Source organism: Citrobacter arsenatis (genome assembly GCF_004353845.1).
Taxonomy (GTDB): domain Bacteria; phylum Pseudomonadota; class Gammaproteobacteria; order Enterobacterales; family Enterobacteriaceae; genus Citrobacter; species Citrobacter arsenatis.
In genome coordinates this window covers 1-20652 of the sequence record NZ_CP037863.1, presented here as the reverse complement: position 1 = coordinate 20652, position 20652 = coordinate 1, and the positions used below count along the sequence as shown (strand labels likewise).

The window sequence follows — 20652 nt, the reverse complement described above, 5'->3', positions numbered from 1 at the left end:
TAACTTCCGGATCTCTATGAGACTGACACGGTCGCTTTAAGACGCTTTCAGTAAGATATTCACTGCCCGCGAAAAAAGGACGAAGCTTACAGCTATTAACCTGACGGCAGGACACAGCAACTGCCATAGCGGTATCATTTGATCCGTGTTTGCCACCCGCGCTGACAAACCACTCAGTTTATTCTGCCTCAGTCCTGTGCTGATGCTCCGCCCCTCTTGATTCAGGCTGAGAATTGCAGGAAAGTTACCCTGTATCAGCACATCACAGGCGGCTTAATCATGTGGGATGAAAAATATATTTGTCATAAGTGTGTGGAGGACAAATATGTCAGTCAGCAAATAAAGAAAAACGGTAATAACGAACAGACGTGTTCTTACTGCAAACTGAAGCGTAAAAATATTCATCTGGGAGATATTGTCACTCGGATGAATGATGTCTTTGAATATTATTATGATGCTTATATGGATATCTATGACTCAGGCCGCGGGAATCCTGCACAGGATGTCATCTGCGAAGAGTTGGGGGTTGAATTTGAAGTGGCTGAGGATATTTATTCCGGTCTTTGCTATGAATACAACCCTTATAATGATTATGATGCTGAGCAATATAATGATGATTTGGTATACCGTTCAAGAAACTACTCTTCCGGTGAGCTGGATTATACCTGGGGGACTGTCACCAAATCACTTCTGAAGGAAACTCGATATTTCAACCGTGAAGTTAACGCGTTTCTGGATTCGCTTTTCAGTGATATCGATAAGCTGAAAACCAGGAACCGCGATTCACCGATAAAAATGCTGTCTGAAGATGTGCATCTTCATCGCGCCAGGGTCTTTGAGGATCCGGAAGAAGTGAAGCAGGCCCTGACGCAGCCCGAGAAAAACTTCGGGCCTCCCCCGTCATTACTGGCGCGATCAGGCCGCATGAATGCGCAGGGGATCTCCGTGTTTTACGGTGCCACCTCAGTGGATGTGGCCATTGCTGAAGTAAGACCCCCCGTCGGCAGCATTGTGGTGACGGTGCCCTTTGTCCCGCTGCGAGAGCTCAAGGTGCTGGACATCTCTGCCCTTGACTCGCTCAGTTTCGGCTCCGGTAGTAAATTTGATCCCCTGACCCGCAAAACCAGCGAGCGTGCAGTGTTCTTCAGGACGCTTTCCCGCAAACTGACGCTCCCCGCGTTTGGAAAAAGACAGGACAGTGATTACCTGATCACTCAGGTGGTTGCCGATTATCTGAGTGACCGGAATAAATTTAAGCTTGATGGCGTCAGCTTTAAATCCACGCAGGACTACGCTGACGGCAGGGGTGCTAAAACAGGGTATAATGTCGTTCTGTTTAATAATTCTTCCGGCGTCAGGCACGCCACTGATAATTCCCGGCGTTATCAGGTTGAGCTGTTTGAAAACGTCGAAGATGATATATATGTTTTCAACCCGAATATTCAGCTGATCGCTGAGGAACCCAAAAAATCACGCTATTTGGGGTTATTTGTGTCCGCCAATGAAAAAAAAGACACACTGAAGATGAAAACCGACGGTATGACATACCATAAAATTACCGGCGTAAAATTCAGAACCAGTAAGACTGCGATCCAGCAGGGGGAAACTATAATAAAACCTGCCCCTGACGAACCCTTTGATAACCTTACGGACTTTTAAAAAAAGCTCCCGGAGGGAGCTTTATAGCAGGATGGTCGGCAGTGGCGGGGTTACAGACAGCTCTATGCTGCTGATCAGTTCTGAAACCACCTTTTTGAGCGGAACCGGATTTTCATCCCCCGGGCGACGCAAAGTCCGTATGCTGAGCTGAAGGCATTACGTGACCGTGCCCTTTCATTCCCCTTTTTCTCTTACCGCGCCCTGAAGAATTTTACGGAGAAGGCTGTCCATCTTCTCGCAGACGGCTTCAGCAAGCCTTTCACGGGTAACGACATCCGTCCCGGCTTCTTTTTGCGGCCAGAAATGAATCCGGGTTTCTCCCTGGATGAAAAGCAGTCCGCAGACCCCCATCGCCCCGCCAGAGGCAGCTCGGGCAAATGCGGATGTCGGGCTCACCGGGACAGAGTCTGCCGGTGCCGGGATAAAGGTGTTATAGCCGCTGTTGATATCCACACCCGGTCCCCAACCAGCCAGCTGCGGGCAGGGGATCGCCTCTTTCAGACGTGGCGTCAGCAGACGCAGCAGATCTGGTCGGAGCAGGACAATGACATCAGCATGCCCCGTAAAAGTGGCGTCAGCAGTGATAACAGAACAGAGTTCGCCGTCTGCACGCTGCTCTTCCTGCACCACCGGTACCAGCCGGCGAAGTAACCCTGCTTTCTGGCACAAATTGCTGACCAGGCCATCTAGGCTGGTTATGGCGGTGGACAGGTGTTGTTCCCTCTCACCGGAAAGCACCAGTGCATCGCGGCTTCCGCCACCCAGCGCAATATCACACTCTGCGATCTGTGCCTGAGCTTGAGCCAGGGGCAGCAGCAGCCGGTCAACGGTGAAGGGTAACGCCGGGGCACTGTGCAGCCAGCACAGCCCATCGGCAAACGCCAGGCGGGAACGGGTAAATAACTGATAAAGTGAAGTCATCTCCCCTGTGCCAGCCTGGCGCTCCGCATGGCCGCGGATAAGCAGCAGTGCATCGCGGATATTCATCAAATCAGAACAGCACTTTGCCACAACCTCGCCGGCAGTGTGCGGCCGGGGGGCAGGCAAAAAGGGTGACTGCTCATGCTGTTCAATATAACGGTACAGATCTGTCATATTCTGGGTGACCGTTATGTTCCTGCGCTGAAGGACTGCATCGACCCGGGCCTTCAGATCGTCATCGATGCGGGCATTGACCATAGCCATACAGAAGCTCCTCAATTAGCTGGAATTGTAAAGCTTAATAGCTTTACTTGGTTTGGTAAATCTTATTTGCTTTATATCACCATGTAAAGCATTTGTGCTTTATAATTAATGTAAAGATGTCTGTCTTACATTTATGCCTGATATGCACTAATTAGAATAATTATTGCTATTTTATCAATTATGTCTTTTCCTGTTGCCGCAGATCCGATTTCTGTGAGTCCCGGATCTTTCTTCCACACGCCGGCGCACTGCGGCCAGGAAACACAACATATGCCACTCATTCAGCTGAATTATCTTCTATATGTTGTGTTAATCCCTCTTTATCTGACCAGGTTCTCAGGGGCGGAAAAGACCGCTTCGCTTATTCCCTGACCGTGGTACACTTCCGGAAATCCCTGAATACAGCAAAAATCGGATCACATGAAAACAGTCATCCGGTAATTTAACTCAGTTGTTATACGACTACTTATTATCACATGAGTTATGATATTCGTAAGGGACTACATCAATAGTTATCATCACCCGTGTTACAGGTGTGAGAAAATTCCTAAGAGGTGTCGAGAAAATTCTGAATGCGCCCGGTACTGTCACTCATGGTGATAATCCCGGCATCAATTAACACAGAAATGTCCGGACAGAGTCAGCACCGTGCGAAAAGGATGGTCGTGGCAAAATATTATGCCGGGGAGTGTGATTACTCTGAGTGATGGTTTCATCCGGTGTCAGGGGAAGCGCGCTCAGTCTTCGACAGAGGCATTACCGGACTTTACAAAATACGCAAAGTACAAACTCCTTACTATCGGACCTCAAAGATTCTGAATCATGAGGGGCTTGTTGATATGTGTGAGTTATTACTGAGAATCATCCAGATGTTTTTGGGACTGTCCACGCAGGACAAGATACTGACGCTGCTGTTTGTTCTGGCTCTCGCTTTTTTGACATGACTGCAGCAAAAACGCTGAGGCCTTCAGGCAAGAAGCCGTTTGACATGAGAACGCTTTCTTTCACGCCAGTACAAACAACATGTCCACCCTGAAGGTCGGGCAGGACGGGATTTCTCAACAATAAATAAACACCGGGAATGGAAAAATTTTGATTCTGATATCCGGATAAGCGGGGGGATATTAATGGATGATTTGCAGCGAGATAACGAAGCAGAAGATGACAACAATAACCTGTTAAATGTGGATATGGGAATGCTCGACCAGCTCAGGGGGATTGCACACCAGTTAGAGACTGAGTATGGCGATATTTCTATGCGGCACTCGCCCTCAGGTTGTGGAGATACCATCACGGTATTACTCAATGATAAAGGACAGGAAGTCGGGGAATGGCAACCATCAGAATGCGACGATGAGGATAATCTTGCTGGAGCTCAGATGTCAGGTGACTGGATTTTTGTAACTCCCCCAAGGAACACCCGAACGCTCGAAGGCTCGGTTCCTGTCAGCGAAATCATTGCTAAGCATGAGGAAGGCATTTTGACGGAAGTTTGTGCCAGCACTCTGGATGAGCTTGTTCCTGCATCTGGAAAAATTCGATTGTGAGTCTGCGTAACTTACTTTGATAAAATGATTACTCCGGGAGTCTGTAATGGAAGAAATGAGTGGGTATTTTCTCGGTCGAAAAATATTCTGCCGGCAGTCGCTGGATATGTTTGGCCTCATACGAGGTGAGGACGGGAAAATGACCTTTCCCCGTCACTCTGATAAACGTTTTCCGATCGGTCGTATCCGCAAACGGCTGGCAGCTTATGGCTGGCGTGGAGATCGTCTGAATCAGGAAGTAGCTCGTATCGTCGCAGGCCCTGATATTTTCCCTGAGAGAAGTGACTACAGCATTATCTTTCCTTACGGATGGGAACGTAACCAGCTTACCCCTGAGATGCGGAGAATGTTTCCCCGGAAGAGTGGTCGTCGCGTGCTGGTTACGCTGGATGAGTTCCACTCTGTTCATGGCTCCGTGGAGTGCCAGACGTTTTCACCAGAAAGTGATGAAACACCCGAGGTATCATGAATTACCCTTCTATTCCCGGACAGGTTTACGCCCAGGAAAAAATCCTGCTACCCGTGGCCATCGATTATCCGGCCGCTCTGGCCCTGCGTCAGATGGCGATCGTCCAGGACGAACTGCCGAAGTATCTGCTGGCGCCGGAAGTGAGCGCCCTGCTCCATTACGTGCCGGATCTGCACCGCAAAATGCTGCTGGCCACGCTGTGGAATACCGGCGCACGGATCAATGAAGCGCTGGCCCTGACGCGGGCTGATTTTTCGCTGGCTCCGCCCTATTCGTTTGTGCAGCTGGCAACCCTGAAACAGAGAGCGGAAAAGGCGGCCAGAACAGCCGGAAGAATGCCTGCCGGCAATCAGGCGCATCGTCTGGTGCCGCTTTCAGATAAACAGTACGTCAGCCAGCTGGAGATGATGGTGGCCACGCTGAAAATCCCGCTCGAGCGTCGCAATAAACGTACCGGCAGAATGGAGAAGGCACGTATCTGGGAAATTACCGACCGCACAGTGCGTACCTGGCTGAATGAAGCGGTAGATGCCGCGGCAGCCGATGGCGTGACGTTCTCCGTCCCGGTGACGCCACATACTTTCCGGCATTCCTATGCCATGCATATGCTGTACAATGGTATTCCGCTGAAGGTGCTGCAGAGCCTGATGGGACATAAGTCGATAAGCTCGACGGAAGTGTACACGAAGGTGTTTGCACTCGATGTGGCTGCACGCCACAGGGTTCAGTTCCAGATGCCGGAAGCTGATGCGGTGGCCATGTTGAAAAAAAATATCTGACCCAAAACGAACAATAGCTCTGTCTTTTCACGACGACAATACCTATCCGGAAGAAATTCATTCATATTACAGCGAGTGCTTAAATGAAAACGACGATATTTCGTTAAAAAATGAGGTCGTTTCCTGTATCGATAACGGGATTGTGAAGCTAGAGCAAGGAAAAACCATCTACGACAATGGCTACGAGAGACATAGTTTTCAGTGTGTTGGTGTAAACAAGGATGGCTCGATGATCAACATCATTAAGACCAGCCCGGGAAAGTATTTCATCATGCGTACAACAATCTGAAAGCTTTGTTGCATTGGAAGTATCAGGCCTTCTTATAAAGAGAAGGTCATTAAAAAACAACACAAAATCATGATTTCATTCTTTCATTCTTTCATTCTTTCATTCTTTCATTCTTTCATTCTTTCATTCTTTCATTAAGTTAGTGTAGCCAGATATTTTCTTTGATGGGAAGGATGAATCAATAGCCAACTTACCGCTTATGGTTGCGTCCCAGGACCACCATCCTTTCTCACCAAATTCACAGTTGTACCATCTTTCTTTCTCGCGCCGATGAGCAATGTAAGCATCGGCTTTCATCCCCCACACCTCAATCGGGAAAGGCATATGATTTTGAGACTGCACATCGAGCAGACAAAAGTCGGGATGAAACTCCATCTCGGAAGAGTCATATCTTAGTGGTTTAAAAAAGGACCGCTGTAACTCGTATAATTTTTGTTCCATCATGCCTTCATATTGCGAATCAAGCGGTATAAAGCGCTCACTCGTCATCATCATGGCAAGCTGGCGAACCTGAGCTGACTTAGCGCTGGGCACATCTGTCAGAGCAATGATGAAAGTTTTATATCCATTTTTCCAGCCACTGAATTCATGTGGAAATCTCTCAATGGCAGAATTCCATCTGGAGGTATCAAGACCAAGAAAAGGCATACCTGCAAAATCCTTCACAGGCAGACGGTTTACCCCTGAGATGTATTTATCAGAGTATTTTGCCAGTTCGGCCACGACTACCATCCTGCATTTATTCTGCCTGGCGAATTCTACAGCCCCACTGTTCCGGGCACTATCTCTTGAACCGGTCACTGCAGGCGTAAGCAATACCTTTGACAATCGTGTTTTGCCAATTTCAATTTCACATGCCTGAGTCCAAAGATGGAAGCCAAGTAATGTTGATGACCTCACTCCATCCATCTTTGGAAACCATCGGTTATATCCTGAATTTTCCCAGAGCAAGTGCATTAGGCCGCACAGAGACACAGTGCCTCTTTTGCGTTTACGGGAAGCATCACCAGTCAGAGGGGTTGCAGGAATATCATCAGATACTGATTTTGTCTGCAAAGCATAATCCAGCTTTAAGTTGATAATGCCGTCTGGCTTTTCAGTGATCGCATCATTGTTGTAAGTGCCTTGCGCACCTTCAGGTGAGAGGCGGCTATAGAAACGACACTCATCCTTATGTTTATTGCCAGTGAGAGGGAAGCGTGCAAGATGATGCTTCTCATTTTTTAACTTCACAGCCAGCGGTAGTTCTCTGCCTGTACATAAACAGACAGCATACGAGTTACAGTCGCGTGATTTCTTCAATGCTTGTTGAAATTCAGTCTGTATCGAAGACGAATCTTGTTCATCTGCGCCAAATAATCGGGGTGATGACTTGCTATCAAAATACAGTTTGACCGTGAAATTATTCATACCTGCCCACCTTTCTCTTTAGTCATTAAATCATTAAATCATTATTTAATGACTGGTTATCGTGAACAATTTCACATAGTTATGATGTTCATGTTTTCCTTATATCATTAAATCATGATTTCATATTGTTATTGCATAGTACTCTGTGTCATAGTTTGATTTGCACAAACTCATTTATAATGAAATCATGATTTAATGAAAGGATGATATCATGGGTAAGGTTATATCAGTAATTGGTCAGAAGGGTGGTGGTTCCAAAAGCACCGAATCCAGAACACTGGCTGTAGGATTTACGGAGGCTGGATGGAAGACTCATCTGGCTGATATGGATGTAAAGCAACAGACATCATTCAAATGGACTGAGCGAAGGGAAAAAAGTGGACTAAGTCAAATTGACTGTGCTCTTTACCGTCGGGTTGATACAGCAGTCAAAATGAAGGACAGCTGCCATTTATTAATTATTGATGGCCGTCCAGCTGCAGAGACAACATCGCTCGACGTAGCCGATGAATCAGACCTGGTAATTATCTCGACAGGAACGACAATCGATGATCTTGAGCCTTCACTCGAGCTAGCCCGCGAATTGATAAAAAAAGGGATTGATAAGAGCAAAATCGTATTCGCTGTAGCTAAATCTCCGTCTCCTTCTCAGGGGGAAAAAGCTCAGGAAACGATTAAAGCATGGGGTTACAAAGTACTGAAAACGGTTATACCTTTTAAGACAAGCTATGGCGAAGCCCTTGATGCCGGGCGCGCACTACATGAAACATCATTTAAATCTTTAAACGAACTCGCAAAACAAATGATTGAAGAAGTTCATGATATAATTAATTCATGATAGCATGATTTCATTAATTCATTTTATGTGTGAGGTTCTCTATGAAAGGCCCGAAAAGTACTATCAAAATTGATCCACCAAAAGATGATGAACCAACTCTGGATGTTACAGGACGAAGCGCAGCTCCTGAATCATCTGTGAAGCCTATCCAGATAAAAGTACCTGTGTCTAAGCACAAAGAAATGAAAGCTTATGCTGCGGAGCAGGGGATATCTATGACTGAAATGATAATGGCTGGGTATGAGATGTATCGCAGTAAAATGAAATAATGAAAACATGATTTCATGAAAAAATGATAATCAACTTCACAGAATAACTCCTAATGCCAAGTTCTCATTGCTGTTGATATTCCTGGCAGAAGGGGAATGGCAGGATCGATAACTGGCACTACCAGCAAAATGGAGCCGACTTCAAAACGCTATCCCCTTTCTTCAGCGTAAAAGATATGACACTAACTTTATCCCAATGATGTACTTTAAGGTTTCACTGGACGCAAGGTGTGACAAATTGCACTCAACTTTAGTCAGCCAGGAGACTTACTCTGTTAGTGTCTAATATTTCTTCTGTGACAAAATGCCCTGAAAGAAGTGTGACAAATTGCTCTTAGCTAAGAGTGACAATCTGCCTTCAAGAAAGTAAAGGGGTTAAGGCTTGATTTCATGGGTATCAAATAGCTGAAAACCATTCCAAGTGTGACAAATAGCCCTGAGAACACCACTTATCTGTGACAATTTGCACTGAGGGACTGTGACATTCAACCCTCGGAAGTGTGACTATCTGCCCTCATGATTTAGAGAGAGCTAGCTACTATGTCACTGAAAGAAAAGACAATATGAGTTGTCTGTCGTCCTTTCTTTTTCTCTATATAACTCAGACGCATCGGCGTTCTGCTATTGATTTCATCAACACTTGCCTGAAGGAAACGGCGTCGAAAATCAGGCATTCGTTGATAACTTTGCGGCAGCTGGTAACGTTCCATTATCCAGTCTACTTTGAGCGACACACAGCCTGAACCATCGGGTTTTCTGTACTGGCAGAGAGATTCATACAGCCGCATAGCATAGGGATTAGTTATCTCCTTTGTTTCGCTAAGCCTGAATTGGGTAAATCTGTTCTGCAAACCAATAAAAAATGGAATCAGATAGGGGTTTATATGAACACTGTACAGTCCCCGGGAAGGGCTGTGCGCACGTTTAATGAACCAGGGGAAAGACTCTAACCCTTTTTCACCGTTAGCATCCTCTTCAGGTCGGTAAAATACGACCTCTTTACCAGCAAAGCCTTTGAGCGCCTGACGTATATCCTTACTGGCTTCGGCAGAGGTTAATCCAAATGTTGCTGCATAATGAGCTACCTGTATTTCACAGATACCATCATGCTCCTGAAGCGAGCCATCTGATTTACGGATCTGATCGACGAACAAATACAGCATACGCTTCTGATCACGAGAGAGACTATAAGCTGCTTCGGTAAGCTCATTAGACTGAACTATACGAGGGCTATTTTTGCGCTTTTTATGGTTTATTACCGCAACTTCCGTCATGACCGTTCCATATAAAATGTGACAGATTTTAAGATTGTCACATTTAATCAAAAAGAGTCAACAGGTAAGGATAAGTTTGTGATTCAAATAGATCGCAGAGGGCAATTTGTCACAGGGTTCAGGGCAGATAGTCACAGTTCAATAGGGTAAATGAGGGTGATTTGTCACAATGAAAGGGCAAGTTGTCACAAAGGATCCTCTGTAACCCGCACCACATAAGGGCTCAAAGGGGGTCTAAAAAGGTAAACCTAAAAACTAATTTAAAAAGATCTTATAAAAATATGACGGTGGATAAGTGGATAAGAGCTTAAAGAAGAGGGCTAACATTAGATACTAGGCGTAAGCAGAACATGCTGGTACCTTTCCCTGGTGCTTCCTCGCTCACTCGCGGGCGATGCCCGGTCGCTCGGCTGCGGCGAGCACTGCCTCCTTTCTAAAAACGGCTTTATCCAATCCTCGCAACGGGTATTTCTTTCCAACGAGTAGTGTACGCGGGGGAAAGCATGTCACGCTTCATTTGCCATTCAGGTGCAATCCCACGCCCAGCAAACCATATTTTCCCGAGTCCTGAATGGTTAATACCATCCAGGGTTTTCATCAGTTGCGTGCTCTGTTCCCGCGGCTGCACTTCATCAAACAAATTGAGCTGAGAAACCCCGGTTGGAGTGAAATCGTTGAGCATACAGCCCGCCTTTGCATAGCGGTGACCATCCACCCAGATCCTGTCCAGTGCTTTCACTGCTGCGGCTATGATGTCCCGTGTATCCTGCGTGGGGATGAGCAATTTTTCACTGGCCAGATTACCGTAGTAGGGTTCATTTACGGTAAACGGCGATGTTTTCAAGAACACGGCAATATGCCTGCAGAATTGACGCTCGCCGCGCAGCTTTTCGGCGGCACGTTCAGCGTGCTGACAGACTGCCTGCCGCATCGCCTCATAAGTCGTGACACGTTCACCAAAGCTCCGGCTGCAGACTATCTGCTGTTTGGGGGACGGTGCTTCCTCCAGTGAAATACAGCTTTCTCCATTGAGTTCCCGGACCGTTCTCTCCAGAACCACATTAAAATTTTTCCTGATGAACGTTGGATTCGCGCGGGCCAGCTGCAGTGCTGTGGTGATCCCCATTGTGTTCAGCTTCTTTGAGATCCTGCGACCCACCCCCAGATTTCCTCCACCGGCTGCAGTGACAGCAGTTTTTCTGTACGGCGGGGATTACCCGGCGTTAACGCCAGTACGCCGCCAAATTGTGGCCACTCTTTGGAAGCCCATTGTGCTGACTTCGCCAGGGTTTTCGTAGGTCCCATTCCGACGCCGATGGTCAGCCCCGTGCCGGAACGAACGTGCTCACGCAGCTGCCGGCCGAAATCCTCGAAATCGATGCAGCTGTCAATACCGCGAATATCCAGGAACATCTCGTCAATGGAGTACTGCTCAACGCGTGGCGCCAGCGCTTCCAGATGAACCATGACCCTGTTCGACATGGAGGCGTAGAGGGCGTAATTACTGGAGAACGCGATGACCGGCTCCGGAAATTTTACCGACTTCAGCTGAAACCACGGCACTCCCATTTTTATGCCCAGCCGTTTCGCTTCAGCGCTGCGCGCGATTACACAACCATCGTTGTTACTCAGAACCACCACAGGCCTGTCACGCAAATCGGGACGAAATACTTTCTCGCAGCTCGCGTAAAAACTGTTAACGTCAGCCAAAGCAAACATCAGTCTGTGCTCCGGGTTTTGTGTATAAAAGCCGTCACCACCCCGAAAATCTGCAGTTCTTCCGGATAAAGCGTGGGGTAGGTTGGATTCATCGGCAGCAGGGCGATACGGGGCTTCAGCTGCAGGCGCTTAACGGTGAACTCGCCATCTGTTTCCGCGATGACAATATCCCCCTGCATGGGTTTCTCAGCTTTGTCGACAACCATTAAATCGCCGGAATGCAGACCCATATCCCGCATCGAATCCCCGATAGCCCTGACGAAGAAAGTTGCAGCCGGACGCCGGATACAATAGGCATTCAGGTCAAGTTCCTCCTCCGTGTAATCGGCGGCTGGCGACGGAAAACCCGCCGGGCAACGTTCGGTGAACAGCGGAGCAGTGGACTGCACCGGCTCCTGTTCGGGAGCAAGAAAAAGTAACACGGCATACCTCTTAAAATACCTGTTTTTATATACAGTATTATTTCTTCTTTTTTCTTTTTCGCAAGTGTTCTGTATGCCGACGGCTTCATCATGTTGTATTCGCGATGAATATTTCTTTGCTCAGCGTCAGATTCGACATCTCTTTACTTGCATAAATTGTTCTCTAATTTATCTCAATCAGTGTTCTTTTCTTATTGATAGGGGCTGTTGTTTATGTATAATTCACCAATAGTTCTCTAATACATCTCTTTTTGTTCTCTAAGGCGTTTTCAACTACCCAGGTGACATTCAATGAAAATTTATATCGATGACGGATCAACTAATATCAAACTTCAGTGGAAGGATGATGAGGTCAGGCAGTCAATCAGCCCTAACAGCTTTAAGCGTGAATGGGCTGTTGCATTTGGTGGACAACAAGCGTTCAACTATATGTTGAATGGTGAGCAATACTCTTTTGATCCTATCAGCCCTGATGCTGTGGTTACCACGAACGTCGCCTGGCAATACAGCGATGTGAATGTTGTTGCCGTTCACCATGCGTTGCTTAACAGCGGGATCGAACCTTGTGAAGTCGATGTGGTAGTGAGCCTGCCTTTATCTGAGTATTACGATAAAAATAACCAGCCTAATAAGGCAAACATTGAACGTAAAAAAGCGAATCTGCTGCGACCGGTCGAACTTAATGGTGGCAAGACTTTCACCATTAAGCATGTCGAGGTTATGCCCGAGTCCATCCCAGCAGGTTTTGAGGTGGTAAAAAATCTTAACGAACTGGATTCACTCCTGATTGTTGATCTGGGGGGAACCACGCTTGATATTTCTCAGGTTATGGGGAAAATGCGAGGGATTTCGCGTATTTATGGTGATTCAACCCTCGGTGTATCCTTGATCACCGGTGCGGTAAAAGAGGCGCTGTCCGTGGCAAGAACCAAAGGGAGTAGCTATCTGGCTGACGATATTATCATTCATCGTAACGATGCTTCTTATCTCTCATCACGTATCAATGACACGTCACGAATTGAACTGGTTCGTGAAGCGATTGAGAACGCTCACCACCGACTTGTTAACAGGGTTATTGAAGCCATCAACCGCTTTGAGGGATACTCCCATGTAATGGTTATCGGCGGAGGTGCTGAATTGATCGCCGATCATGTGAAGAAACACTGTGGGGTCAGGGAAGAACGCTTTTATAAAACTCGTTCATCCCAATTTGATCTCGTTAACGGCATGTACCTTATTGGATAAAAACAATGGATACGCGACGCAAAATCACGTTTTACCTGAATCCTGAAACCAACGAAGCGGACCGTTTTGTCTGCCAGAAAACAGATGAAACACCCCAGGGGGAAAGGGGACGTTTATGGCGCGCCGCGCTGCTTACAGGGTTTGCTTTTGGAAAGCAGGATGAGCGTCTTCCGTTCCTGTTCAGCGAGTTACTGAACAGGAATACATCGTTTGACGATCTGATGCAGCTGCTTAAAGCGGTTTACCCTCGTGAAGTCGAAGCGCTTTTACAGGGCAGGATAAAGGAAAATGTACCAGCTGAACGGACTGAGACTAATTTATCCTCTCAAACCCCCAATGCTGAAGATGAAACCCGCAGCAATGCAAAAGGGTTATTCTAAAATGCCGGTGGTTGATGCCAGAGAACATGGAAAGCTTATCCGCCAGTTCCTGAAGAACGTCCGGGAGATACAGGAGCTCGGGCTTATTGAGGATATTGAACATCAGACGCTGTCTGAAATTCAATCCAGTCTAATAAAGATGTCTTCGCCCGGAGCTGGCTATAAGCACACCTGTCCACGACATGGTAGCCCCTGGGAAGAGGCTGAAATTCAGCACCTTATTGAACAGGCTGGTTCATCAAGTTTCGATGTCGGGAGTTTCGCCAGTGAATACCAGCGGCGACCTGAATCCGTCATTAAATACATGAAAAAGCTGGGACTGACAAAATAGTCAGTATTTCCCATCCTCTGTTTTTGCTCAAAAAAAATACAACCCCCTCATATGGGCATTGCACCTGTAATACAGCGTGCTGTGTCCAGCTTATCCACAGACTTTTCCTCCCTTAACTGTGGACAGGGCTCGTGTCATAACAACTCTCTTTCGCTCCCTCACTGATGTTCTTCTTGCCGGAATCAGCCTGCCACCCGCTGCCAGTGTGCCGCGCCCGGACGGACACGGGACGGGCTTCTTTATCGCTCAGGCCCGGCGTCGTTGTGATTGTACGCCATGCCCTCGCCAGTTTAAGGCGCGCCCTTCAAGCCGCTTTCGCGGCATATCCTGGCCGTCGAAACAACTGACGGCTGCGGTATTCCACGGTCGGCGTTGACCCGTTACCGGACGCGACGAACAGGCAGCGTGCGGCAGGGAACGGTATCGCGGTGATGCCTCCTGCCCACCCTGACTGTGTAAGGAGCTTCCCATGCCGAACTGGTGTGCCAACCGACTGATGTTCAGTGGTATTCAAAACAGTGATGCCCTCAAAACGTGGATTGCCGGAGGTGAGTTGTCTCTGCATCACCGCGCCAGAAAAGAAGGTATTCAGCTTTTCCTTGCAGGCTGCGCGGGGATACTGCGCCCCCTGACAGAGCAACATTACGCGCCATATCCGCAACTGGTTTCTTACGGTGCGGCTGCAGACAACCGGCCTTCAGTCCAGGCATACAGCGACTGGCTGGCGATGTTTATGGCCGGAGCTGTGCTGGATGTGGAAACCTGCCAGAAGCTGCATCAGTGCTGGCTGGACAGCCATATCGGGCATGCCCGCTGGGCTACCCTCAGTGAACCGGAACAGGTAGTCATCCTGCAGCTGTACAAGCAAAAATCTTTTGACTGGGGAAACAGTTTCCGGCCTGCGCCGGTGGAGGAATGGTGGAACAGCCTGTGCGATGCTGGTGATGATTTGTTTGCCGCAGAGCCAGTGGATTTGCGTGATGTCCTGCCGACGCGTCTGAATATCGAGGTGAACGGCTTTAACGGTGGTTTGCTGACGGGTGTCCCGTCGTCATATGACCACTATCTGACCCGGTACGGTTGCAAGTGGCCAGTTGGCTATGAGGCAAATATCTGTTTCGCCGGAGAGAACACGCTGACGGTGGATTTTGACACCCCCTGGAGTCCGGTTGGCGAGGACGTTGTGGCTGAACTCAGTCAGCGGTATGGCGGGGAGGTGGAGCACTGGTTTGCAGAGCAGGGCTGCAATTACTGCGGTTATGCCCGGTACGTCAGTGGCGAAACGGACTTGTACATCACTGACGAGCTGGAGTGGGGCGAAGCTGACCCGGACGATGAGGACAGTTTCCCGGACGTAACCGGCCCGGAGTGGATTATCAACAACGTGGCGCACTTTGGCGGCTGACCGGAGGCGGGCGGGAAACCGCCCGGAATAACATGGAATTAAATCTGAATACCTGGCTTGTTGGCCTGAGTGTCGACGTCGGTGGCACTGAAATGATGGTGTATTACCTGGTTTCCGCGAGTGACCTGGCGCAGGCCGAAGCGGGCGTTCTGGAAATGGGACGCACCTGGTGGCCATCGCTGCAACGCGAGGATGACCGGCATCGGTGGGAATATGCCGCAGGCGTGGTCTGGTTTAACAGCATCGTTCTGCTCGATGATGTGGAGAACAGCATCCTGCGTGGCCTGAAGTTCCTCGATGCGTGGACAGTGACCGGCGCGCCGGATGCGCCGGTACTGCGCGACGAGTGGGGGAATGACTGGCGGGATATCACCCGCTGACGGAATACCGGGCAGGGTGACTGCCCGGTACTTCAGGGAGGAATAATGATGTCGCGCTGCTCCTCATCCATGCCGCGCCTGGCGCGGGGATATCCACTGCCCGGAGCCAGTGTGCCGCGCCCGGGCCGACACGGGACGGGCGGTTTTTCCGCTCCTGTCCGGCGTCGCTGTAATTTTACGCCATCCACTCGCACTTTAAGGAGCGCCCTTCAAGCCGCTTTCGCGGCATATCCTTGCCGTCGAAAAAACTGACGGCTGCGGTATTCCACGGTCAGCTTGACCCGTTACCGGTCGCGGCGTACAGGCTCCGGGCAGCAGGGAACGGACGTCGTACCGACGTCCTCCTGGATGCCCCCTGTAACCACGAGGTGTCCCTATGTCCCGTTTTATCCTGGGTAACTGCGTCGATATTATGTCCGGCTTTCCGGATCGAGCCGTTGATTTCATCCTCACCGATCCCCCGTATCTGGTCGGGTTCCGTGACCGTTCCGGGCGCAGTATTGCCGGTGACAAAACTGATGAATGGCTGCAACCCGCCTGCAATGAGATGTACCGCGTCCTGAAAAAAGACGCACTGACGGTCAGTTTCTACGGCTGGAACCGCGTCGATCGTTTCATGGCCGCGTGGAAAAGTGCCGGATTCAGTGTCGTCGGGCATCTGGTTTTCACCAAAACCTACTCGTCGAAATCGGCCTATGTCGGCTATCGCCATGAATGCGCCTATATCCTGGCGAAAGGCCGTCCGGCGCTGCCGCAGGACCCGTTACCGGATGTGCTGGGCTGGAAATACAGCGGCAACCGCCACCACCCGACCGAAAAACCTGTTACCAGCCTGCAACCGTTGATCGAGAGCTTCACACACCCGAACGCCATTGTTCTCGATCCGTTTGCCGGTTCCGGCTCCACCTGTGTGGCCGCCGTCCAGGCTGGGCGCCGTTATATCGGCATTGAGCTGATGGAGCAGTACCACAAAGCCGGGATTACCCGCCTGTCAGCCGTGCAGCGCGCCATGCAGCGCCCGGCCGCCAACGACGTCTTTTATCCGGAGGCCGCGTGATGAACTACGACGGACATGAGGCCCTGCGCCACGATATTGCCGGGCTGGCAAACAATTTATGTGACCTGAAAACCACCATGAAAGTGCTGGAAGAAAAGTATCACTACCGGCATGACGGGCTGCCGGAGCGGCTCGCCGGGGTAAGTTTACGCCGTGCCAGTGAACTGCTGGATAAGGCATTCAATCAGATCCTCATGCTGGACGAGAGTTTTCAGGACTGACGACGGGCGGCGTTGCCGCCCCACAGAATTAACGGAGAAAAAACATGTACGGAACCTGTGAAACCCTCTGCCGGTTGCTGAGTGAGCAGTATCCCGCAGAAACCCCGCTGACCCTGATTATCTGGTCGCCAGCGGATATCGAAGGGCTGGCTGACGGCATTGAATGTGCCGTTTCTGAACAGGACATAAAGGCGGTGCTGGCGCGTATAGATGCCATACCGGAAGACCAGCGCCTTGATTCTGGAGTGCCTTCTTGTGCGGTGATGGACCTGATTGATCAGGTGAAAGAAGCCGTTCCGGCGGTGATGGTGCCGGCTGACCTGCTTGAAACCCTGCTGATGACCGCCGAACAGGCGTTATGGCACAGGGAATGGACCGCCCGGGATGACAACCATCCGGTGCCAGACAGCGTTGCCCGCCGCCTGGCTGATACGGCGAAAGTGCGCGCCTTACTGAAAAACTGAATCCCCACGCCGCCCCGGCGGCGTGGACTGACCCCGTTCAGAGGAACCCATTATGCAGGAAACCACCACCTTAAACGCCCTTGTGATGCGCCGTGCGCGCGATTTGATTGCTGATTATGGATGGCCCGACCATACCGATGTTGAACAGTGTGCTCCGCACAAACCGGGATGGATAAGCATTTATGTCCGTCTGGATGCAGTTGATATCGTTCACCTGCTGCCTTTGCTCTGTGTCGGTGACGTACCCGCCGCGTTGCAACGTGCCATGACAAAAATAACCGGAACACAGGCACAGATTATTTTGTCCGGCAGCCGTTATGCCGACGACCCGCAGCTTCCGGAGGACGGGACACGGATAACTTTTCCCAGGGCCGGGGAATGGCTGACAGAGCCGGAGATTCAGGCGGTAACGGACTGCCTGTCCCGCGCTGTGCGGGATATCTCCCGGCAGGTTCGGGAAGATGCACGCCGGATACAGGCAGCGCTGACCACGCGCGGGGAAACGCTGTTTTACCGGCAGACCCGAAATTTCCGTCTGGTGGTGAAGGAAAACGATTTGCCCTGCTGGCTGGACGACGATGACGACAGGATACCGGTGGTGCTCGATGCCATCCTGAACAAAGGGGCGCGTTACAGTGCCGTGGAGTTCTTTGTTATCAGTGACAAAGTGGATCAAATCCTGGCATGTGGCCAGATGTGTGATGTGCTGCGTATTCCCGGGGAGCCTCCGCGCCGGTGGATGGATTTAACCCTGTTACATGAGGTCATGGCAGAAGCGCGCGCAGAAATCAGTCTTGTCTGCAATGCCCTGTCAGCAATCCGGCCAGTGTAGCGAACAGCAGGGGGCGGAGGCCCCCTGAATCAACCCTGAAGGATGTCGCCGGCTCCGCTTTTATGGCGGCCCCGTCCCTGCGTGACGTGGCCTGGTGGTTTTCCACTCTGTCAGTCCGGTGTCGTGTGCGGGCTGTGCCGTGCATCCATCGTAGTCGGGCTGTCGGGGATACAAGGGTAAAGTGCACGCGGCGGTCACCCGGTCCTTCCTTCACGTCAGCCGTTATCTTCCGGTCGTTCGACCGCTCAGGTTTCACGGTCTCACCCTTCAGCTCCCGTCTGCCGTGCGCGTCAGGCTGCGGCTTCCCTTGCGCCCTTGTATCCCCGACCGATCGCCCGACTGGTCTGGATGCACGGCACCGCCCGGTGTTGCGGAATATGTGATTACGGAGGTTTACCATGCAGTTAGCTACACGTCAGCACACCCTTAACGTCGAAGAATCCGACCGCCTTTCTTTCCTGCCGTACATGTTCGGCACCGATTTTATGCTGGCTGAATTACAGGTGTATGCCCTGGCAAAACAGTGGATGCCCGAATACAACGGGGGGTTCTGGCATTTCATCCGTCTGCCGGAAGGCGGCGGGTACATGATGCCCGACTGCGGTCGGATTCACATGGTAAACGGTGAAAACTGGTTTGATCGTACCGTCAGCGCCGACGCCGCCGGAATTATTCTGACCTCGCTTGCCATTACCCGCCGTTGCTGGACGCATCACGACTGTGGCAACGCCGCACTCACACACCTGTATATGCTGCGTGATACCCAGCTCTGGAATCACATCGTTTTTCACCCTGAATGCAACGCCATATACGCCGCACTCGACTGATTAACCGACGGGGCGGCGATGCCGCCCCGCTGTAACCGCCATTCATCAATTAAAGAGAAACATGCCATGTACGGAACCGTCAGTGAAATCTGTATTGCCTTGCTGAAACAGCATGAAAACAACAAAAAAATTGCCGTCATTACCTGGACGCCGGAGGACGTGCGGGAAGCGGGCGCGGAGTACAGCCCCACGGACGACGATGTGTCTTATGTGCTCCGCGTCATCGGTAAAGCAGGCAGTGCCGGAGTGTGGCGGTACGGGTTAGGACTGGAATTTGTCGCCGATGAACTCAGCAAAATCTCCGCTGCGCGGGCATCGCGCCAGATTGCTGTACCCGAAGATGCGCTGCGTGTCCTGTTGCCCCTGATGGAAGCCGGAATGAACATTCTGCGTTATCAGAGGGCGGACACGGCTGCCGAGGAATGCGCCGCGCTGGATATGCTCAAAACCCTGCTGGCAGTGCCGTTTACGCCGCGTCCGGCTGAATAACAGACGGGGCGGCGATGCCGCCCCTTTTTTAAAAGGATAAAACTATGTACGCACCCGTGAAAGAAATCATGACCGATCTCCTGAAATATAACCTGTCATCCGATGAAGCATTGCTGGTTCTCTGTATTACCCGTGAGGACATCCGCATGTTGACCAGTGAATGGCCTTTGTCCGAGGACGATATTACGTGCGTCATGCAGCGACTGGATGCGACGTATGATCAGGGGGCCGATGTGAGCATGGTCCGTGGCATCACTGAAGAACTGATGGACGAGCGCCGCGCAATACGTGATGTCAGCGTTCCGGCCAGAGCATTGCAAAAAATAATGTTACTGGCAGGCAGTGAACTAAATCGGTTGTACGCCGTGGCAGAAGAAGGGGGTGGTAATGCAGATGCATTTGTGGCTGAAGAACTGGACGCCATGCGCCAGTTACAGACCGCGATCGACGCATAAGAAGGAGTGAGCCGTGAATATTAAACCGGAAACCCGCGAAATTCTTCGCCAGTACAAAGCACTGATTAATGCCCGCCGCCGTGATGCCGACCAGCGCGAACTGACAACCGCGCAGGTCGTGGATGAAATCTGCGAGTACATGACCTGTCAGTGTGCCGTGTACATCGGCGGTCACTTTATCTTACAGGGAGGAAAGGGCAGGTAAGCATGATGGCAGGCGGTTATGCCGCCTGTCAGCCCGCGCGAAAAACCCTGCAGGCTGGCGCCTGCGGGAGGAAGGACTCGCGCCGCGCTTCGCGCCGCTCCCCGTCCTTTTCCCCCCTGACTCAGATGGCGTACACTTACCGCCGGTTTCCCTTTCTGTCGGAGTATATGATGTCCGGATTTAATCTCGCCGCAACATCGAAAGAAGAGCAGGATAAGGTGGCCATTGACCTGGTCGCTTCAGGCGTGGCGTATAAAGAAAGGCTGGCTATGCCGGTGGTCGCTGAACTGGTGGTCAGAGATCTGCCTGAACATCTCAGAGCGTATTTTTGGGGGCGGTTGCACTATTACCGTCAGTTCAGTGAGCAGCTGCCTGACAAAAATGCCCCGGAATATGCCAGAAAAGAGGATGAGGTTAAAAAGTAGCGTCAGTCCTGAAGCATTCTGCCTGTCGCTGGCCGGATTTTTCTCATGCCGGGTGATAGTTTTGTCTGGCCAGTGT

At 50.5% G+C, this 20652-nt stretch carries 24 protein-coding genes and 2 pseudogenes; 21 read left to right on the top strand and 5 right to left on the bottom strand.

Features of this window, described 5'->3' with window-relative positions:
* Nucleotides 1-279: 279 nt before the first annotated feature.
* A complete protein-coding gene (locus tag E1B03_RS00235; RefSeq protein WP_133085527.1) occupies nt 280-1659 on the top strand; it encodes an RES family NAD+ phosphorylase in 1380 nt (459 codons plus the stop codon).
* 174 nt (nt 1660-1833) lie between these two features.
* Here the strand turns inward: E1B03_RS00235 and E1B03_RS00230 are convergent, their stop codons facing one another.
* Complete coding sequence (locus E1B03_RS00230; protein ID WP_165955290.1) at nt 1834-2670, bottom strand: hypothetical protein; 837 nt, start codon at nt 2668-2670, stop codon at nt 1834-1836.
* Between the two features lie 51 nt (nt 2671-2721).
* Here E1B03_RS00230 and E1B03_RS26175 point away from each other — a divergent pair, with 51 nt between their 5' ends.
* The 4 genes from E1B03_RS26175 to E1B03_RS00215 all read left to right on the top strand — a co-directional run bounded on the left by E1B03_RS26175 (nt 2722) and on the right by E1B03_RS00215 (nt 5639).
* Nucleotides 2722-2931 carry a hypothetical protein gene (locus E1B03_RS26175; RefSeq protein WP_165955289.1) on the top strand — a complete coding sequence of 70 codons (210 nt, stop codon included), beginning with the start codon at nt 2722-2724 and terminating at the stop codon, nt 2929-2931.
* Between the two features lie 1040 nt (nt 2932-3971).
* On the top strand, nt 3972-4391 hold the full coding sequence (locus E1B03_RS00225) for a hypothetical protein (protein WP_133085525.1): 420 nt from the start codon (nt 3972-3974) through the stop codon (nt 4389-4391).
* Nucleotides 4392-4437: 46 nt separating this feature from the next.
* A complete protein-coding gene (locus E1B03_RS00220) occupies nt 4438-4860 on the top strand; it encodes a hypothetical protein (protein ID WP_133085524.1) in 423 nt (140 codons plus the stop codon).
* Nucleotides 4857-5639, top strand: coding sequence for a site-specific integrase (locus E1B03_RS00215; RefSeq protein WP_057064182.1), 783 nt, complete (start codon nt 4857-4859; stop codon nt 5637-5639). The genes E1B03_RS00220 and E1B03_RS00215 overlap by 4 nt, the downstream gene beginning before the upstream one ends.
* Before the next feature lie 412 nt (nt 5640-6051).
* Here E1B03_RS00215 and E1B03_RS00205 read toward each other — a convergent pair whose 3' ends face one another.
* The gene (locus E1B03_RS00205) at nt 6052-7338 is read right to left on the bottom strand and encodes a DUF1173 family protein (RefSeq protein WP_133085523.1); all 1287 of its coding nucleotides are present in this window, start codon (nt 7336-7338) and stop codon (nt 6052-6054) included.
* Nucleotides 7339-7549: 211 nt separating this feature from the next.
* Between E1B03_RS00205 and E1B03_RS00200 the strand changes: the two genes are divergently transcribed.
* Together E1B03_RS00200 and E1B03_RS00195 are read left to right on the top strand one after the other, a co-directional pair.
* Nucleotides 7550-8176, top strand: coding sequence for a ParA family protein (locus tag E1B03_RS00200; protein ID WP_008322831.1), 627 nt, complete (start codon nt 7550-7552; stop codon nt 8174-8176).
* Nucleotides 8177-8217: 41 nt separating this feature from the next.
* Nucleotides 8218-8445 carry a hypothetical protein gene (locus E1B03_RS00195; RefSeq protein ID WP_080073058.1) on the top strand — a complete coding sequence of 76 codons (228 nt, stop codon included), beginning with the start codon at nt 8218-8220 and terminating at the stop codon, nt 8443-8445.
* A gap of 521 nt (nt 8446-8966) precedes the next feature.
* Here E1B03_RS00195 and repE read toward each other — a convergent pair.
* The 3 genes and pseudogenes from repE to umuD all read right to left on the bottom strand — a co-directional run bounded on the left by repE (nt 8967) and on the right by umuD (nt 11860).
* Complete coding sequence (repE, locus tag E1B03_RS00190; protein WP_008322834.1) at nt 8967-9719, bottom strand: replication initiation protein RepE; 753 nt, start codon at nt 9717-9719, stop codon at nt 8967-8969.
* A gap of 445 nt (nt 9720-10164) precedes the next feature.
* Nucleotides 10165-11438 (bottom strand): annotated as a pseudogene (locus E1B03_RS00185) (Y-family DNA polymerase).
* Nucleotides 11438-11860 carry a translesion error-prone DNA polymerase V autoproteolytic subunit gene (gene umuD, locus E1B03_RS00180; RefSeq protein WP_133085522.1) on the bottom strand — a complete coding sequence of 141 codons (423 nt, stop codon included), beginning with the start codon at nt 11858-11860 and terminating at the stop codon, nt 11438-11440. Before umuD ends, E1B03_RS00185 begins: the two are co-directional and overlap by 1 nt.
* 291 nt (nt 11861-12151) lie before the next feature.
* Here umuD and E1B03_RS00175 point away from each other — a divergent pair, with 291 nt between their 5' ends.
* From E1B03_RS00175 to E1B03_RS00100, 14 genes and pseudogenes are all read left to right on the top strand, one after another.
* On the top strand, nt 12152-13105 hold the full coding sequence (locus E1B03_RS00175; RefSeq protein ID WP_057064187.1) for a plasmid segregation protein ParM: 954 nt from the start codon (nt 12152-12154) through the stop codon (nt 13103-13105).
* 5 nt (nt 13106-13110) lie between these two features.
* The gene (locus E1B03_RS00170; protein WP_057064188.1) at nt 13111-13485 is read left to right on the top strand and encodes a plasmid partitioning/stability family protein; all 375 of its coding nucleotides are present in this window, start codon (nt 13111-13113) and stop codon (nt 13483-13485) included.
* A 1-nt stretch (nt 13486) separates the two neighbouring features.
* Nucleotides 13487-13816: a hypothetical protein gene (locus tag E1B03_RS00165; protein ID WP_057064189.1), complete on the top strand. Its 330-nt coding sequence runs from the start codon at nt 13487-13489 to the stop codon at nt 13814-13816.
* A gap of 469 nt (nt 13817-14285) precedes the next feature.
* A complete protein-coding gene (locus E1B03_RS00155) occupies nt 14286-15221 on the top strand; it encodes a DUF1281 domain-containing protein (RefSeq protein ID WP_133085521.1) in 936 nt (311 codons plus the stop codon).
* A 32-nt stretch (nt 15222-15253) separates the two neighbouring features.
* Entirely contained in the window at nt 15254-15601 is a 348-nt protein-coding gene (locus E1B03_RS00150; protein ID WP_133085520.1) for a hypothetical protein, read from the top strand.
* A gap of 376 nt (nt 15602-15977) precedes the next feature.
* Nucleotides 15978-16658, top strand: coding sequence for a DNA methylase (locus E1B03_RS00145; protein ID WP_086529999.1), 681 nt, complete (start codon nt 15978-15980; stop codon nt 16656-16658).
* Nucleotides 16658-16879, top strand: a complete 222-nt coding sequence (locus E1B03_RS00140; RefSeq protein WP_057064193.1) for a hypothetical protein — start codon at nt 16658-16660, stop codon at nt 16877-16879. The genes E1B03_RS00145 and E1B03_RS00140 overlap by 1 nt, the downstream gene beginning before the upstream one ends.
* A 44-nt stretch (nt 16880-16923) precedes the next feature.
* Complete coding sequence (locus E1B03_RS00135) at nt 16924-17343, top strand: DUF1380 family protein (protein WP_057064194.1); 420 nt, start codon at nt 16924-16926, stop codon at nt 17341-17343.
* A 52-nt stretch (nt 17344-17395) separates the two neighbouring features.
* Nucleotides 17396-18175 carry a hypothetical protein gene (locus E1B03_RS00130; protein ID WP_133085519.1) on the top strand — a complete coding sequence of 260 codons (780 nt, stop codon included), beginning with the start codon at nt 17396-17398 and terminating at the stop codon, nt 18173-18175.
* Nucleotides 18176-18573: 398 nt separating this feature from the next.
* Nucleotides 18574-19002: an antirestriction protein gene (locus tag E1B03_RS00120; RefSeq protein WP_133085518.1), complete on the top strand. Its 429-nt coding sequence runs from the start codon at nt 18574-18576 to the stop codon at nt 19000-19002.
* Between the two features lie 18 nt (nt 19003-19020).
* Complete coding sequence (locus E1B03_RS00115) at nt 19021-19491, top strand: DUF1380 family protein (RefSeq protein ID WP_246044108.1); 471 nt, start codon at nt 19021-19023, stop codon at nt 19489-19491.
* A gap of 44 nt (nt 19492-19535) precedes the next feature.
* Entirely contained in the window at nt 19536-19946 is a 411-nt protein-coding gene (locus E1B03_RS00110) for a hypothetical protein (protein ID WP_057064197.1), read from the top strand.
* Nucleotides 19947-19959: 13 nt separating this feature from the next.
* Nucleotides 19960-20151 carry a hypothetical protein gene (locus E1B03_RS00105; protein WP_057064198.1) on the top strand — a complete coding sequence of 64 codons (192 nt, stop codon included), beginning with the start codon at nt 19960-19962 and terminating at the stop codon, nt 20149-20151.
* Nucleotides 20152-20321: 170 nt separating this feature from the next.
* Nucleotides 20322-20649: pseudogene (locus tag E1B03_RS00100) on the top strand (DNA polymerase III subunit theta); the annotation flags it as partial.
* Nucleotides 20650-20652 lie beyond the last annotated feature (3 nt).

Excerpts from the sequence above, each read along its gene's own strand:
- E1B03_RS00155 (WP_133085521.1), top strand. The coding sequence starts at position 14,286 with ATGCCGAACTGGTGTGCCAACCGACTGATGTTCAGTGGTATTCAAAAC.
- E1B03_RS00200 (WP_008322831.1), top strand. The coding sequence starts at position 7,550 with ATGGGTAAGGTTATATCAGTAATTGGTCAGAAGGGTGGTGGTTCCAAA.
- E1B03_RS00145 (WP_086529999.1), top strand. The coding sequence starts at position 15,978 with ATGTCCCGTTTTATCCTGGGTAACTGCGTCGATATTATGTCCGGCTTT.
- E1B03_RS26175 (WP_165955289.1), top strand. The coding sequence starts at position 2,722 with ATGCTGTTCAATATAACGGTACAGATCTGTCATATTCTGGGTGACCGT.
- E1B03_RS00115 (WP_246044108.1), top strand. The coding sequence starts at position 19,021 with ATGCCGCCCCGCTGTAACCGCCATTCATCAATTAAAGAGAAACATGCC.
- E1B03_RS00120 (WP_133085518.1), top strand. The coding sequence starts at position 18,574 with ATGCAGTTAGCTACACGTCAGCACACCCTTAACGTCGAAGAATCCGAC.
- E1B03_RS00220 (WP_133085524.1), top strand. The coding sequence starts at position 4,438 with ATGGAAGAAATGAGTGGGTATTTTCTCGGTCGAAAAATATTCTGCCGG.
- E1B03_RS00110 (WP_057064197.1), top strand. The coding sequence starts at position 19,536 with ATGTACGCACCCGTGAAAGAAATCATGACCGATCTCCTGAAATATAAC.
- E1B03_RS00165 (WP_057064189.1), top strand. The coding sequence starts at position 13,487 with ATGCCGGTGGTTGATGCCAGAGAACATGGAAAGCTTATCCGCCAGTTC.
- E1B03_RS00170 (WP_057064188.1), top strand. The coding sequence starts at position 13,111 with ATGGATACGCGACGCAAAATCACGTTTTACCTGAATCCTGAAACCAAC.
- E1B03_RS00140 (WP_057064193.1), top strand. The coding sequence starts at position 16,658 with ATGAACTACGACGGACATGAGGCCCTGCGCCACGATATTGCCGGGCTG.
- E1B03_RS00195 (WP_080073058.1), top strand. The coding sequence starts at position 8,218 with ATGAAAGGCCCGAAAAGTACTATCAAAATTGATCCACCAAAAGATGAT.
- E1B03_RS00150 (WP_133085520.1), top strand. The coding sequence starts at position 15,254 with ATGGAATTAAATCTGAATACCTGGCTTGTTGGCCTGAGTGTCGACGTC.
- E1B03_RS00205 (WP_133085523.1), bottom strand. The coding sequence starts at position 7,338 with ATGAATAATTTCACGGTCAAACTGTATTTTGATAGCAAGTCATCACCC.
- E1B03_RS00225 (WP_133085525.1), top strand. The coding sequence starts at position 3,972 with ATGGATGATTTGCAGCGAGATAACGAAGCAGAAGATGACAACAATAAC.
- repE (WP_008322834.1), bottom strand. The coding sequence starts at position 9,719 with ATGACGGAAGTTGCGGTAATAAACCATAAAAAGCGCAAAAATAGCCCT.
- E1B03_RS00135 (WP_057064194.1), top strand. The coding sequence starts at position 16,924 with ATGTACGGAACCTGTGAAACCCTCTGCCGGTTGCTGAGTGAGCAGTAT.
- E1B03_RS00175 (WP_057064187.1), top strand. The coding sequence starts at position 12,152 with ATGAAAATTTATATCGATGACGGATCAACTAATATCAAACTTCAGTGG.
- E1B03_RS00235 (WP_133085527.1), top strand. The coding sequence starts at position 280 with ATGTGGGATGAAAAATATATTTGTCATAAGTGTGTGGAGGACAAATAT.
- E1B03_RS00215 (WP_057064182.1), top strand. The coding sequence starts at position 4,857 with ATGAATTACCCTTCTATTCCCGGACAGGTTTACGCCCAGGAAAAAATC.
- E1B03_RS00130 (WP_133085519.1), top strand. The coding sequence starts at position 17,396 with ATGCAGGAAACCACCACCTTAAACGCCCTTGTGATGCGCCGTGCGCGC.